Origin of the sequence: Afipia sp. GAS231, from assembly GCF_900103365.1 — a bacterium.
Lineage (GTDB): Bacteria > Pseudomonadota > Alphaproteobacteria > Rhizobiales > Xanthobacteraceae > Bradyrhizobium.
This window is the reverse complement of the sequence record NZ_LT629703.1, coordinates 2,620,597-2,633,178: the sequence shown is the minus strand read 5'-3', so window position 1 is coordinate 2,633,178 and position 12,582 is coordinate 2,620,597. Positions and strand designations below refer to the sequence as shown.

18 protein-coding genes are annotated in these 12,582 nt (G+C 63.7%); 11 read left to right on the top strand and 7 right to left on the bottom strand.

Annotated features, from left to right (window positions below; all coding sequences use genetic code 11):
• Positions 1 to 50: 50 nt before the first annotated feature.
• From BLS26_RS12525 to BLS26_RS12490, 8 genes are all read left to right on the top strand, one after another.
• Positions 51 to 203: an aa3-type cytochrome c oxidase subunit IV gene (locus BLS26_RS12525; RefSeq protein WP_092511465.1), complete on the top strand. Its 153-nt coding sequence runs from the start codon at positions 51 to 53 to the stop codon at positions 201 to 203.
• Between the two features lie 136 nt (positions 204 to 339).
• Positions 340 to 1,467 carry a Re/Si-specific NAD(P)(+) transhydrogenase subunit alpha gene (locus BLS26_RS12520; protein WP_092511463.1) on the top strand — a complete coding sequence of 376 codons (1,128 nt, stop codon included), beginning with the start codon at positions 340 to 342 and terminating at the stop codon, positions 1,465 to 1,467.
• 11 nt (positions 1,468 to 1,478) lie between these two features.
• Positions 1,479 to 1,796, top strand: a complete 318-nt coding sequence (locus BLS26_RS12515; RefSeq protein ID WP_027538813.1) for a proton-translocating transhydrogenase family protein — start codon at positions 1,479 to 1,481, stop codon at positions 1,794 to 1,796.
• A gap of 46 nt (positions 1,797 to 1,842) precedes the next feature.
• Complete coding sequence (locus BLS26_RS12510) at positions 1,843 to 3,243, top strand: NAD(P)(+) transhydrogenase (Re/Si-specific) subunit beta (protein ID WP_092511461.1); 1,401 nt, start codon at positions 1,843 to 1,845, stop codon at positions 3,241 to 3,243.
• Positions 3,244 to 3,265: 22 nt separating this feature from the next.
• Complete coding sequence (locus tag BLS26_RS12505) at positions 3,266 to 4,072, top strand: alpha/beta hydrolase (protein WP_092511459.1); 807 nt, start codon at positions 3,266 to 3,268, stop codon at positions 4,070 to 4,072.
• 45 nt (positions 4,073 to 4,117) lie between these two features.
• Positions 4,118 to 5,215: a calcium:proton antiporter gene (locus BLS26_RS12500; RefSeq protein ID WP_092511457.1), complete on the top strand. Its 1,098-nt coding sequence runs from the start codon at positions 4,118 to 4,120 to the stop codon at positions 5,213 to 5,215.
• A 31-nt stretch (positions 5,216 to 5,246) separates the two neighbouring features.
• Complete coding sequence (locus BLS26_RS12495) at positions 5,247 to 5,531, top strand: cupin domain-containing protein (RefSeq protein ID WP_092511455.1); 285 nt, start codon at positions 5,247 to 5,249, stop codon at positions 5,529 to 5,531.
• Positions 5,532 to 5,697: 166 nt separating this feature from the next.
• A complete protein-coding gene (locus BLS26_RS12490; RefSeq protein WP_092511453.1) occupies positions 5,698 to 6,657 on the top strand; it encodes a hypothetical protein in 960 nt (319 codons plus the stop codon).
• Between the two features lie 9 nt (positions 6,658 to 6,666).
• On the opposite strand, the gene BLS26_RS12485 is transcribed toward BLS26_RS12490, so the two are convergent.
• Together BLS26_RS12485 and rpsU are read right to left on the bottom strand one after the other, a co-directional pair.
• The gene (locus BLS26_RS12485) at positions 6,667 to 7,239 is read right to left on the bottom strand and encodes a tetratricopeptide repeat protein (RefSeq protein ID WP_244541923.1); all 573 of its coding nucleotides are present in this window, start codon (positions 7,237 to 7,239) and stop codon (positions 6,667 to 6,669) included.
• A gap of 207 nt (positions 7,240 to 7,446) precedes the next feature.
• Complete coding sequence (gene rpsU, locus BLS26_RS12480; RefSeq protein ID WP_092511450.1) at positions 7,447 to 7,752, bottom strand: 30S ribosomal protein S21; 306 nt, start codon at positions 7,750 to 7,752, stop codon at positions 7,447 to 7,449.
• A gap of 260 nt (positions 7,753 to 8,012) precedes the next feature.
• On the opposite strand from rpsU, the gene aqpZ reads away from it, so the two are divergent.
• Entirely contained in the window at positions 8,013 to 8,735 is a 723-nt protein-coding gene (gene aqpZ / locus BLS26_RS12475) for an aquaporin Z (protein WP_092511448.1), read from the top strand.
• A gap of 13 nt (positions 8,736 to 8,748) precedes the next feature.
• Here aqpZ and BLS26_RS12470 read toward each other — a convergent pair whose 3' ends face one another.
• Together BLS26_RS12470 and purE are read right to left on the bottom strand one after the other, a co-directional pair.
• Complete coding sequence (locus BLS26_RS12470; RefSeq protein WP_092511446.1) at positions 8,749 to 9,852, bottom strand: 5-(carboxyamino)imidazole ribonucleotide synthase; 1,104 nt, start codon at positions 9,850 to 9,852, stop codon at positions 8,749 to 8,751.
• Entirely contained in the window at positions 9,849 to 10,337 is a 489-nt protein-coding gene (purE, locus tag BLS26_RS12465) for a 5-(carboxyamino)imidazole ribonucleotide mutase (protein ID WP_092511444.1), read from the bottom strand. Before purE ends, BLS26_RS12470 begins: the two co-directional genes overlap by 4 nt.
• Before the next feature lie 174 nt (positions 10,338 to 10,511).
• Here purE and BLS26_RS12460 point away from each other — a divergent pair, with 174 nt between their 5' ends.
• Positions 10,512 to 11,195, top strand: a complete 684-nt coding sequence (locus tag BLS26_RS12460) for a GGDEF domain-containing protein (protein ID WP_092511442.1) — start codon at positions 10,512 to 10,514, stop codon at positions 11,193 to 11,195.
• Positions 11,196 to 11,209: 14 nt separating this feature from the next.
• Here the strand turns inward: BLS26_RS12460 and BLS26_RS12455 are convergent, their stop codons facing one another.
• From BLS26_RS12455 to BLS26_RS12445, 3 genes are all read right to left on the bottom strand, one after another.
• Complete coding sequence (locus BLS26_RS12455) at positions 11,210 to 11,461, bottom strand: hypothetical protein (protein WP_092511440.1); 252 nt, start codon at positions 11,459 to 11,461, stop codon at positions 11,210 to 11,212.
• Between the two features lie 26 nt (positions 11,462 to 11,487).
• Positions 11,488 to 11,694: a hypothetical protein gene (locus BLS26_RS12450; protein ID WP_092511438.1), complete on the bottom strand. Its 207-nt coding sequence runs from the start codon at positions 11,692 to 11,694 to the stop codon at positions 11,488 to 11,490.
• A 242-nt stretch (positions 11,695 to 11,936) separates the two neighbouring features.
• Positions 11,937 to 12,143 (bottom strand): YdcH family protein, encoded by a 207-nt coding sequence (locus tag BLS26_RS12445; protein ID WP_027538800.1) that lies wholly within the window; start codon positions 12,141 to 12,143, stop codon positions 11,937 to 11,939.
• A 238-nt stretch (positions 12,144 to 12,381) separates the two neighbouring features.
• Between BLS26_RS12445 and BLS26_RS12440 the strand changes: the two genes are divergently transcribed.
• Positions 12,382 to 12,567, top strand: a complete 186-nt coding sequence (locus BLS26_RS12440; RefSeq protein WP_081680474.1) for a YdcH family protein — start codon at positions 12,382 to 12,384, stop codon at positions 12,565 to 12,567.
• The last annotated feature ends 15 nt before the right edge of the window (positions 12,568 to 12,582 follow it).

The following is a 12,582-nucleotide window of genomic DNA, read 5'->3' as shown; positions in this document are numbered from 1 at the left end:
CGCTTTGCGCTATTTCCACGCCAGATTTCGATCTTTGACTGGGGATACCGATGGCTGACCATAACGAAGTTGCCTACACCACCGCCGACGGCAACGACTATCCGGCCCATGAGCAGACCTATGAAGGCTTCATCACGCTGGTCAAATACGGCACCGCGGCCGTCGTCATCATCGTGGCCTTGATGGGCTTCTTCCTGACCTGATCGGTCGCATGCTGCGCCGCCCTGAGGGCGGCGATCCGAAAATTTGCATCGTATCCGGTTGCGAAACCGGTTTCCTAGCTGGCGGAAATAACGCTAGTTTGCTTGCGCGCGCGCCCCTCGCGCCGCCGGAGGCCCCATGAAGATTGCCGTTGCCAAGGAAATCGATCCGTCCGAACCGCGGGTCGCCGTTTCGCCCGACACCGTGAAGAAATTCAAGGCGCTGGGCGTCGACATCGCGATCGAGCCGGGCGCGGGCATCAAGTCGGGCCTGCCCGATTCGGAATTCACGGCGGTCGGCGCCACCGTCAGCGCCGATGCGCTCAAGGACGCCGATATCATCATCAAGGTGAAGCGGCCGGAGGCTTCGGAGCTTGCACAGTACAAGCGCGGCGCGCTGGTCATCGCCATCATGGACCCTTACGGCAACGATGCCGCGCTGAAGGCGATGGCAGATGCCGGCATCTCCGCGTTTGCGATGGAATTGATGCCGCGCATCACCCGCGCGCAGGTGATGGACGTGCTGTCGAGCCAGGCCAACCTTGCCGGTTATCGCGCCGTGATCGAGGCGGCGGAAGCTTTTGGCCGCGCCTTTCCGATGATGATGACGGCGGCCGGCACCATTCCGGCAGCAAAAGTCTTCGTGATGGGCGTCGGCGTTGCCGGCCTGCAGGCGATTGCAACCGCGCGCCGGCTTGGCGCCGTCGTCACCGCGACCGACGTGCGGCCGGCGACCAAGGAACAGGTTGAATCGCTCGGCGCCAAATTCCTCGCGGTCGAGGACGAGGAATTCAAGAACGCGCAGACCGCCGGCGGCTACGCCAAGGAAATGTCGAAAGAGTACCAGGCCAAGCAGGCCGCGCTCACCGCCGAGCACGTCAAGAAGCAGGACATCGTGATCACGACCGCGCTGATCCCGGGGCGGCCGGCGCCAAAACTCGTCAGCGCCGAGATGGTGAAGTCGATGAAGCCCGGCTCGGTGCTGGTCGATCTCGCCGTCGAGCGCGGCGGCAATGTCGAGGGCGCCAAAGCCGGTGAGGTCGCAGACGTCGGTGGCATCAAGATCGTCGGCTACACCAATGTCGCGGGTCGTGTGGCGCAGTCCGCCTCGAGCCTCTATGCGCGCAATTTGTTCAACTTCATCGAAACCATGGTGGATAAGACCACCAAGGCGCTCGATGTGAAGTGGGACGACGAACTGGTGAAGGCCACCGCACTGACCAAGGACGGCGCCGTCATCCACCCGAACTTCCAGCCGAAAGCGTAAGGAGAGAAGCCATGGAGCACATCGCCCAAGTCGTCGATCCCTTTGTATTCCGGCTGTCGATTTTCGTCCTCGCCGTGTTCGTCGGCTATTTCGTGGTCTGGTCTGTGACGCCCGCGCTGCATACGCCGCTGATGTCGGTGACGAACGCGATCTCCTCGGTGATCGTGGTCGGCGCGCTGCTCGCGGTCGGCGTCGGCATGATCTCGTCGGGCTCGGGCTGGGCGCGCGGCTTCGGCTTCATCGCGCTGATCTTCGCCTGCGTGAATATTTTCGGCGGCTTCCTTGTCACCCAGCGCATGCTGGCGATGTACAAGAAGAAGGCCAAGTAATGATCGGCGTGCACCTCGTGGTGACGAAGGCAAATGGGGACCTGAGATGAACGCCAATCTGGCAGCAGTTCTTTATCTCGTGGCGGGTGTGCTGTTCATCCTGTCGCTGCGCGGGCTGTCGAGCCCCGCGACGTCCCGTCAGGGCAATTTCTTCGGCATGACCGGCATGGCGATCGCGATCGTGACCACGCTCGCCGGCCATCCGCCAGCGGACGGCCTGGCCTGGCTGCTGGTCATCCTCGGCATCGCCATCGGCGGCTCGGTCGGCGCCGTGATTGCGCGGCGGGTGCCGATGACCTCGATGCCGGAACTGGTCGCCGCGTTCCACTCGCTGGTCGGCATGGCCGCGGTGCTGGTGGCCGCCGGCGCGTTCTATGCGCCGGAAGCCTTCGACATCGGCACGCCCGGCCACATCCATGCGCAGAGCCTGGTCGAAATGTCGCTCGGCGTCGCCATCGGCGCATTGACCTTCACCGGCTCGGTGATTGCATTCCTGAAACTGTCGGCGCGGATGAGCGGCGCGCCAATCATCCTGCCGGGGCGTCATTACATCAACATCGCGCTGGCGCTGGCGCTGGTGTTCTTCATCGTCGGTCTCGTAATGTCCGGCAGCGCGTTCGACTTCTGGCTGATCACCATCATCGCGCTGGCGCTCGGCGTGCTGATGATCATCCCGATCGGCGGCGCCGACATGCCGGTCGTGATCTCGATGCTGAACTCCTATTCCGGCTGGGCCGCCGCCGGCATTGGCTTCACGCTGGGTAACTCCGCGCTGATCATCACCGGCGCCCTGGTTGGTTCATCCGGCGCGATCCTGTCCTACATCATGTGCCACGCGATGAACCGGTCCTTCATCTCGGTCATCCTCGGCGGTTTCGGCGGCGAGACGGCCGCCGCCGGCGCAGGTGCGGGTGGCGAAGCGCGCCCCGTCAAACTCGGCTCGGCCGACGATGCGGCGTTCATCATGAAGAACGCGCAGAAGGTCATCATCGTGCCCGGCTACGGCATGGCGGTGGCGCAGGCCCAGCACGCGCTGCGCGAAATGGGCGACCTCCTGAAGAAGGAAGGCGTCGAGGTGAAGTACGCGATTCACCCGGTCGCCGGTCGCATGCCCGGCCACATGAACGTGCTGCTGGCGGAAGCCAACGTGCCCTACGACGAGGTGTTCGAACTCGAGGACATCAACTCCGAATTCGCGCAGGCCGACATTGCCTTCGTGATCGGCGCCAACGACGTCACCAACCCGGCCGCCGAGGAAGACAAGACCTCGCCGATCTACGGCATGCCGGTGCTGCAGGTCTGGAAGGCCGGCACCGTGATGTTCATCAAGCGCTCGCTGGCCTCGGGCTATGCCGGCATCGACAATCCCCTGTTCTACCGCGACAACACCATGATGCTGCTCGGCGACGCCAAGAAGGTCACCGAGAACATCGTCAAGGCGATGTAAGGCTGACACGCGGACGGGGCTGATGACCGTCCTGAAATGGCTGCTGATCGTCGTTTCCATCGGCTATGCCGGCGGTCTGGTTGCGCTGTTTTTCGCGCAGCGCTCGTTCCTGTTTCCGATTCCGACGGTTGCGCGCACCTCGCCGCTGCAGGCGGGCTTTGGCGAAGCGGAAGAGCATGTCCTCGACACGGCGGACGGTGAGAAAGTCATCGTCTGGCACGTTCCGGCAAAGCCCGGCCATCCCGTCATTCTCTACTTCCATGGCAACGGCGATTTTCTCGCCGGCTTCTTCGGCCGCTTTCACCACCTGATCGCGGATGGGACCGGCATCGTTGCGCTGTCGTATCGCGGCTATGCCGGCTCGAGCGGGCACCCAAGCGAGCGCGGGCTCAAGAACGATGCCGCGGCGGCTTACGCCTTCACCGTGGCGCGCTATGACGCCGCCAGGATCGTCGCATGGGGGTTCTCGCTCGGCACCGGTGTCGCGGTAGCGCTGGCGGCAGACAGGCCGGTCGGCCGGCTGATCCTGGAAGCGCCCTATACCTCAACGGCGGAAGTGGCCGCGTCGCTGTTCTGGTTCATGCCGGTGCGCTTCGTGATGCGGGACCAGTTTCGCTCCGACGAGCGCATCGGACAGGTCACGGTTCCGCTGCTGATCATGCATGGCGAGCGCGATCGGGCGATCCCGATCTATTTCGGGGAACGCCTGTTTGCCCTGGCGCATGAGCCGAAGCAGTTTGTCCGCTTTCCCGAAGGCGGCCATGAAAATCTGCAGAATTTCGGCGCAATCGAAACCGCGCGACATTTCATCAATGCCGTAAGGGGTTGACGGCTGCTATGGTTGGCGTTGACGAGGCCTTTGAGGATTGATCGCATGAGCGCACACGGACCGATGCCGAAATCGGCGTGGATATTTCCGGCATTGGCGGTCGGGCTGTTTGCCGTCGGCACCGGCCTCGGACTGACGTTCACGCCGACGGCTGGCGGATTGCTTTATGCGGCCGTGCTGCTGGCGATCCTGTTCGGAACGGTGTTCGCGGCCGTGCATCATGCCGAGGTCATCGCCGAGCGGATCGGCGAGCCCTATGGCACGCTGCTGCTGACGCTTGCCGTCACCATCATCGAGGTCGCATTGATCGCCACCATCATGCTCGGCGACAAGCCGGTGCCGGCGCTGGCCCGCGACACCGTGTTCGCCGTCGTCATGATCGTCTGCAACGGTCTCGTCGGTCTCTGCATCTTCATCGGCGGATTGCGTTTCCGCGAGCAGGATTTTCAGGTCTCGGGCTCGAATCTTTATCTCAGCGTGCTGTTCGTGATGGCGACGATCACGCTGATCATGCCGAATTATACCCTGACGGCGCCGGGGCCGATCTATTCGGCGGCCCAGCTCGGCTTCGTCAGCGTCGTGACGCTGCTGCTCTACGGCGTGTTTCTCTACACCCAGACCATCCGGCATCGCGATTATTTCATCAACGAAGCCGCCGATGCCTCGACCGAAGGCTCGCAGCTCTCGAACCGGATGCTGGGCGTGAGCATCGCGCTGCTGCTGGTCTCGCTGCTGGCGGTGGTGCTGCTGGCAAAGAAATTCTCGCTGGTGGTCGATATCGCCATCGCCAGCATCGGTGCACCGCCGGCCTTTGCCGGCGTGGTGGTCGCGCTGCTGATCCTGCTGCCGGAGGGCGTCGCTGCCGTCACCGCCGCTCGCAGGAACGATTTGCAGAAGAGCATCAACCTCGCGCTCGGCTCCTCGCTCGCCACCATCGGGTTGACGGTGCCCGCGGTGGCGGTCGCGGCCTACACACTCGACATGCAACTTGTGCTCGGGCTCAACGCCCAGGAGATGGTGCTGCTGGTGCTGACCTTCATCATCAGCATGCTCACCTTCGGCACCGGCCGCACCAATATCCTGTTCGGGCTGGTGCATATGGTGGTGTTTGCCGTGTTCCTGTTCATGGTATTCGTGCCGTAACGTCCCGAAAATGATCTGGAGTGCCCCTGAGATGCTCAGCGCCAAATCCGATGTTCAGGTCGATACAACCGAAGTCCGCGTTACCGAATGGCGGCTCGCGCCGGGCAGCGCGACCGGCCATCATACCCACGGCATGGACTATGTGATCGTCCCGGTGACGTCCGGCGAAATGACCATCGTGGCGCCGGACGGGACGCGCTCCAAGGCGCAACTCGGGGTCGGAAAGTCCTATTTCCGGAAAGCCGGTGTCGAGCACGACGTGCTTAACGAGACCGCAACCGAAATCGTGTTTCTGGAGATTGAACTGAAGCCCTGATTCTGGGTCCGTGACCGGGCCGAGGGAGCCGGCGTCAAGTTCCGGGAACGGGCCTCGGGGACACGAAACGTTGCGGGGGAAAGGCCAATTGCCACCGATCCGTCGCAGTTGATCCCTGAATATGCCCAGAAGTTCCCGCATCAAGGACACGCGGGGAGTGGCCGGAATGCTGAATTATCTGAAGAAGTTTGCCTTGGACATCCTGCCCTCGGTGGCGGCGACGATTATCGGGGCGTACATCGTCAACCATTACATCGCGACCAAGCCGGGCACTGAGGCCCCGGTCGCGGCTGCCGTATCGGCTGCCGACCCCAAAACCGAGACCAAGACGGAGGCCAACGCCAAGCCGGCCGAGGCCGCCGACGTCGGCAACCTCCCGGCTGCGGGCATCAAGGCCAAGGGCGTTTCCGAGAAAAGCCTCATGGAGCGGACCGCCGCCGAGCGGCCGACGGTGATCGAAAAGGCGCAAGAAAAGACTCAAGACAAGTCTGAGGCGAAGGCTGACGTGAAATCCGGCGACGCCCCGGTCGAAACCGCCAGCATTCCCGCCGAGCCGCGCCGTCATGCGGCAGCACCTCGTGAAAAAGAAAAAATAAGGGTAGTGCTGCCGTCACTGGTGCAGCCCGTGACGCCTGCCGCCGCTCCAGTTACTGCTGCGCCTGCTCCTGCTCCGCCGGTCGAGGCCGCGGTTGTGCCGGCGCCGGAAGAGCGCCGCGACGCCAACGATCTGGCGCGCGCTGCGATCGAGCGTCTGCGCGGCAATGGCGACACCGCAGCGCGTGCCCAGGAAACTTCACGCGCCGTCGATACGCCCCGCGTCGTGACCGCGCCTGCGGCCGCCGCACCTGCCGTACGGCCGTTGCCGCCGCCGATCATGGTCTCGGCGCCGCCGTCGGATCCCTATGGTCAGGGTTCGTCGCAGCCGCGGCCGCCTTACGCGGCCAATGCCGGGGCCGCCGATCCGAGCCGTCCGACGCCGCCGGCCGAAATCCCGCTCTCACGCCCGCTCGATCTGCGGGCTGAGGCGGCGGAGCCGTCTCCATCTGTGCGCGAGCGCACTCAGGCGGCTGCCGAGGATGTGCTGTCGACGGCGAAATCGCTGTTCCACGCCGTCCTGCCGAAATAAATCTCTTACTTACCCGCCGGTACGCGCGAGGCCGCTTCGCGCGGCTTCGTCCTTGGGCCGAAGTGCCAGCGCGCGGCTGTAGGAAGCGGATGCGTTGGCCTTGTCGCCCATCCGCTCATAGGCGGCGCCGCGGCTGGACCAGGCTAGCGCGCTGTTCGGATCGGCCTGTACCGCCTCGTCGAGATCAGCGACCGCTTCCTTGGCCTTGTCGAGTGCGAAGTAACTGTTGGCGCGGGCGAGCAGCGGCTCGGCCTTCTGCGGCGACAGGCCATTGGCAGCGGTGAAATCCTCGATCGCCTGCTGATGTTCTTTCTCTGCCTGTCGGATCAGGCCGCGTCCGTAGAGCGCCCGTACATTGTAGGGATCGAGCGCGAGCGCGCGCTCGAATTCGGCAAGCGCTTCTTCGTTGTTGCCGGATTTGGCCAGAACCTGACCGCGCGTCGCGTAGCCCTGGGCGTCGCTGACGCTGCGGGCGCTGATATTGTCGGTCGGCTTTGTCTCGGCCTGCTGCTGCGGCTTTTCCTTGTCCGGCCCCCACGATCCCAGGTCGAACGAGCAGCCGCACAAGGGAAGCGCGCACATCATCGCGATCCAAATGCCCGGCACCGGCGCGGGGCGCCGGGAACGCAAAACGCCGGACGAGGGCGGGGCTGCCGGGTGGACCATTACGGGAAATGCTCGTGCGACTAGTCCGCTATTGGTAGCCCGGCGGAGTTCAAAATGCATCGATCAAAAAACAACGCGGGCCGATGGCCCGCGTTGTCGAATTCTCAAACCTGCTGAAGCTGTTCAGCGCGGAGGACGACCTGCGCCCGGGCCACCACGGCCGCCGCCGGCAGCACCGCGCTCGGCACCGGGGCCAGCGCCGAACACCGGCTTCGGCTTCATCGGCAGCAGGCCTTCGCGCTGCAGCTTCTTGCGGGCCAGCTTGCGCGCGCGGCGCACGGCTTCGGCCTTTTCACGGGCCTTCTTCTCGGAGGGCTTTTCGTAATGGCCGCGAAGCTTCATCTCGCGGAAAATACCCTCGCGCTGCATCTTCTTCTTCAGCGCCTTGAGGGCTTGATCGACGTTGTTATCGCGGACGAGAACCTGCACGCGGCATCCTCTTTCAATTGATCGGAGCGGAATCGGGTAAGGCAAAGGGCTGGCGAAAGGCCGAGCCCTTAACCTGAAGGCGCGCATGTACCAGACAAAACCGGGAATGTCCACCTGAGAAGGCGGATTTGGGCCAAGGAAAGCCATGAAATTCGACCAGATTCGGCTCCAACGCCCCGGATTTGGCGGGTTGGATATTCTTTAACGGGCCGTTGCTAGTTTTTCCAACGACTTAAAAAGCAGGACAAGGGAGCCGACCAATGAATGCAAAAAAATACGCCGCTGAGGCAATCGGAACCTTTTGGCTTACTTTTGCGGGTTGCGGCAGCGCCGTCATCGCCGCAGCCTTTCCGCAGGTCGGGATCGGCCTCGTCGGCGTGTCGCTCGCCTTCGGCCTGAGCGTGGTCACGATGGCCTATGCGATCGGCCATGTGTCCGGTTGCCATCTCAATCCCGCCGTGACGGTTGGTCTTGCTGCCGGCGGGCGTTTCCCGGCCGGCCAGATCCTGCCCTATGTGATCGCGCAGGTCGTTGGCGCGATTGTCGCCGCCGCGTTGCTCTATGTGATCGCAAGCGGCGCGGCCGGATTCGATGTCACCAAGGGCTTTGCGTCGAATGGGTATGACGCACATTCCCCCGGTGGGTACAGCATGGTGGCCTGCTTTATCACCGAGGTGGTGATGACCATGATGTTCCTGTTCATCATCATGGGCGCCACCCACGGCAACGCACCGGCCGGCTTTGCGCCGCTGGCGATCGGCTTGGCGCTGGTGATGATCCATCTCGTCAGCATCCCCGTCACCAACACCTCGGTCAATCCGGCGCGCAGTACCGGGCCGGCATTGTTCGTCGGCGGATGGGCGCTGGTGCAGCTCTGGATGTTCTGGGTCGCGCCGCTGATCGGCGGCTTGCTGGGCGGAGCGATCTATCGCTGGCTCAGTGAGGAGCCGACCGGCACGGTGGAAGGCGGGCAAAAAGCCTGACTGCTATCCCTGGCTATGTTTTGGAACGCGGCACCACTTCGGTGACATGGCCCATCTTGCGGCCCGGCCGGGGCGGGCCCTTGCCGTAGAGGTGCACGGTGGCGCCGGGAACCGTCAGCCACTGCTCGTAGCTCAGGATATCGTCGCCGATCAGATTGGTCATGGTGACAGCGCCATGCCGGACCGGCTTGCCGAGCGGCCAGCCGGCGATCGCCCTGATGTGCTGCTCGAATTGGGAGATCGAGGCGCCGTCCAGCGTCCAGTGTCCGGAATTGTGCACCCGTGGCGCGATCTCGTTGACCAGCACGTGAGGGCCGCCGTTTCCGGCGACCACGAACATCTCGACCGCGAGCACGCCGACATAGTCCAGTGCATTGGCGATCTGGCTTGCGATATCGCGCGCCTGCGCCGCCAGCGCCTCGGAGATCTCGGCCGGCACCCGCGAGAACTTGAGAATATGGTCGCGGTGTTCGTTTTCGGTGACGTCGTAACTCTCGACATGACCGTCCGCCGAGCGCGCTGCGATCACGGAGATTTCGCGCTCGAACGGAACGAACGCCTCGAGGATCGCCGACTTGGTGCCGAGCTCTTCCCAGACACGGCCCGGATCATCGCCCTCGCGGATGATCGCCTGGCCCTTGCCGTCATAGCCGAAGCGGCGGGTCTTGATCACGGCGGGCAAGCCGATGCGGGCGATCGCGGTGCGCAAGGTCTCGGTTGACGACACGTCAGCGTAATCGGCGGTGCCGATGCCGAGCCGCTTGACGAAATCCTTCTCGACCAACCGGTCCTGCGTGGTCTCCAGGATTTTCTGCGCGGGCAGCACGGGACGGCGCGCGGCCAACACCATCGCGGTCGCGGCCGGCACGTTCTCGAATTCATAGGTGATGACGTCGACGTCGTTGGCGAACAGTTCCAGCGCCTCGACATCGGCATATTCCGCGCAGGTCGCGTGCTGCACCACGTCGAAGGCGGGCGAGTCCGGATCGGGCGAGAACACCTGGCTCTTCAGCCCGAGCCGCGCCGCCGCCATGGCCAGCATCCGCCCCAATTGTCCGCCGCCGAGAATTCCGATGGTGTCGCCTGGCTTCAGCTTCACCGGATGGGAAGCCGTCACGCCGAACCCTCCGGGTGCTGTTTGACGGCGTCGGTCTGCTGTTTGCGCCACGCGGCCAGACGCGCCGCCAGCGCGGTGTCGTTCAGCGCCAGCACCGAGGCCGCCAGCAGCGCGGCGTTGATGGCGCCGGCTTTGCCGATCGCGAGCGTGCCGACGGGAACGCCAGCCGGCATCTGCACGATCGAGTAGAGCGAATCGACGCCCGACAGCGCCTTGGACTCGACGGGAACGCCGAACACCGGAAGTTCCGTCAGCGCCGCCGCCATGCCCGGCAGGTGCGCAGCACCGCCGGCGCCAGCGATAATGATCTTGAAGCCTTCGGCCTTGGCGCCCTTGGCGAACGCGAACAGCCGGTCCGGGGTGCGGTGGGCCGAGACGATGCGTTTGTCGCAATCGACCCCGAGCGCGGTCAGCGTCTCGGCGGCATGGCGCATGGTGTCCCAGTCCGACTGGCTTCCCATGATGATGGCGATGGGTGCGGTCATTTCGTCAATTCTGTTCGGGAATCCAGAAACATAGGCCGCATTATACGGGCGGCCCGGGCGTCATCCAAGGCGTGGCAAGGGGTCCGGAATGGACTATCCTGTCTTGGTGAATCCCGGCAAGCCTTCATAAGCAAGCCTGCACAGGGAAGGCCAGGGAAAGGCCAAGGGAAGGCCATGAAGAAGAAAACCAGGGCGACCGCCTCAAGGGGCTCAAAACGCCCCAAAAGTGCGGCGGCGGGGCAAAAAGCCGCGCCGCGCCGCAAGGCCACGCCTGTCCCCCGGCCGGCCGCCGCCCCGGCAGACCAGCGATCGACGATTCGCCGCCTGAAGGCGGAATTGGCGAAAGCTGAGGCGCGAATCGAGGAACTGCGGGCCTCCGCCGATACCGACTTCCTGCTCGATATTCCGAACCGGCGCGGTTTTGAACGGGAACTCCATCGTTCGATCGCCTACATCAAGCGCTATCACGCCAGCGGCGCCCTGATCGTGCTCGACGTCGACCGGTTGAAGCCGATCAACGATGCCTTCGGACACGCCGCAGGCGATCAGGTGCTCAAGGCCATCGTCACCACGCTGTTGGGACAGGTGCGCTCTTCCGACGTGATCGGCCGGCTCGGCGGCGACGAGTTCGCGCTGCTGCTGTGGCATCTCAGCGAAACCGACGCCAAGGCCAAGGCAGCCTCCCTGGAGGAGATGATCGACCGGCTGACCTTTGTTTTCCGCGGCCGCACCGTCCATGCCGGCGCGTCGACGGGGGTTGCGATTCTCGACACCCATTCGGAAGCCGGCCGCGCGCTGGAGGCAGCCGACAGCGCGATGTATGTGCGCAAGGCGCAACGGCGGCACGAAGTGGCGTGAAGCAATGACGGCGTCTACAGCCCGCTGAGATCGTCCGGCACGCTACCGAATTTGCGCAGCAATTGCGCGTCATTGAATTCGCCGATCATGGGATCGCCGGTGCGGCTGAACGCGACCGCGCCGATGCTGCCGGGCGTGCGCGACAGGATCTCGGCGCGGCGCAACGCCATGGTCGAACTCTGACATTCCTCCGCCGCGCCCGCGACCGGCGAGCCGCTGTCGTCCTGCAGGAACGGCATTGCGACGTAATAGGTGACATCAGCCATTTGATCTCTCCTCGATCACTCCGGTTTCAGGCCGCGTTGCTACCAGCATATTTTGCCGGCACGCAGCCGGCGGCGACGGCGGCCTGCAATTCCACCAGCTCGGTTTCCAGATATTCGTTGGCCATGATCAGCGCCTTGATGGTCGAGCGCAGATTGCCGTCACACATCGCGATGGCCTGATCGCAGGCCTGCTCGTAGCGGCTGTTGTCGGACAGGGATGACGGGGCGGACATGGCAAAACTCCCTTGCTGGCGGCAGGGGTACATGTTCTTCTTTTGTTCTAAAAAAGTCAAGGAGGGCGGTGGGCAATCTGGCGGTCGCGCAGGCGCCAGCCATCGCCGATCGAGATCGTCGCGACGTGTGTCCTTGTGGATGTCGGGGAAAAGGATTTCCAGGAAGGCGCGGCGGCTTTTGCTTGGCCGAACCCCCGGCTCCGCCATTTCCCGGCTCGCGCGTTCCCGAGCGACCGAAAGCCTCAGGCGATGATATCGGGTGTGATCTGGTCTTCGATGAAGGCGATGCGGTCGCGCAGTTGCAGCTTGCGTTTCTTCAACCGCTGCAGCCGCAGCAGATCCGGCGCCGGCGACTGATGCAGCGCGTCGATCGCTGCGTCGAGATCGCGGTGCTCCTGCTGCAGCCTGGCGAGTTCGTTTTCGAGCTCGCGCTCATCTTCGTCGGTCATGGTGTACGCTAGCTGGAGAGCACGATGAGGTTGTTAACGATTGGCCGAAGCTCGCGCTAAATATCGTCCCTGTGGGGCCGCTCCGCAAGCCGACCGGGTTCCATACTCACGATTGGTTACAGATAAATCCGAAAATATGAGAGGCCCGATTCCGGATACCCATCGACAGATTCGGCAGCAGGTGTACACTCTATCGTCCGGATCGAATCTGAGGTTTCACCCACCGAGGAGATTTCGTATGGCACTACAGGCGCATCTTGTTGAACTTGAACGTAAACACAAGATCCTCGAAAACGAATTGCACGAAGCGCTCGTGCACCTTTCCACAGACGATTTGCAAATTGTCGAGTTGAAGCGCCGCAAGTTGATGGTCAAGGACCAGATCGAGCGGTTGAGACACACCAGCAGCGAAACGCTGCACTAGTCGGTCCCCCCGTAC

Coding starts and splice junctions, on each gene's coding strand:
- BLS26_RS12525 (WP_092511465.1), top strand. CDS start 51: ATGGCTGACCATAACGAAGTTGCCTACACCACCGCCGACGGCAACGAC.
- BLS26_RS12520 (WP_092511463.1), top strand. CDS start 340: ATGAAGATTGCCGTTGCCAAGGAAATCGATCCGTCCGAACCGCGGGTC.
- BLS26_RS12515 (WP_027538813.1), top strand. CDS start 1,479: ATGGAGCACATCGCCCAAGTCGTCGATCCCTTTGTATTCCGGCTGTCG.
- BLS26_RS12510 (WP_092511461.1), top strand. CDS start 1,843: ATGAACGCCAATCTGGCAGCAGTTCTTTATCTCGTGGCGGGTGTGCTG.
- BLS26_RS12505 (WP_092511459.1), top strand. CDS start 3,266: ATGACCGTCCTGAAATGGCTGCTGATCGTCGTTTCCATCGGCTATGCC.
- BLS26_RS12500 (WP_092511457.1), top strand. CDS start 4,118: ATGAGCGCACACGGACCGATGCCGAAATCGGCGTGGATATTTCCGGCA.
- BLS26_RS12495 (WP_092511455.1), top strand. CDS start 5,247: ATGCTCAGCGCCAAATCCGATGTTCAGGTCGATACAACCGAAGTCCGC.
- BLS26_RS12490 (WP_092511453.1), top strand. CDS start 5,698: ATGCTGAATTATCTGAAGAAGTTTGCCTTGGACATCCTGCCCTCGGTG.
- BLS26_RS12485 (WP_244541923.1), bottom strand. CDS start 7,239: ATGTGCGCGCTTCCCTTGTGCGGCTGCTCGTTCGACCTGGGATCGTGG.
- aqpZ (WP_092511448.1), top strand. CDS start 8,013: ATGAATGCAAAAAAATACGCCGCTGAGGCAATCGGAACCTTTTGGCTT.
- purE (WP_092511444.1), bottom strand. CDS start 10,337: ATGACCGCACCCATCGCCATCATCATGGGAAGCCAGTCGGACTGGGAC.
- BLS26_RS12460 (WP_092511442.1), top strand. CDS start 10,512: ATGAAGAAGAAAACCAGGGCGACCGCCTCAAGGGGCTCAAAACGCCCC.
- BLS26_RS12455 (WP_092511440.1), bottom strand. CDS start 11,461: ATGGCTGATGTCACCTATTACGTCGCAATGCCGTTCCTGCAGGACGAC.
- BLS26_RS12450 (WP_092511438.1), bottom strand. CDS start 11,694: ATGTCCGCCCCGTCATCCCTGTCCGACAACAGCCGCTACGAGCAGGCC.
- BLS26_RS12445 (WP_027538800.1), bottom strand. CDS start 12,143: ATGACCGACGAAGATGAGCGCGAGCTCGAAAACGAACTCGCCAGGCTG.
- BLS26_RS12440 (WP_081680474.1), top strand. CDS start 12,382: ATGGCACTACAGGCGCATCTTGTTGAACTTGAACGTAAACACAAGATC.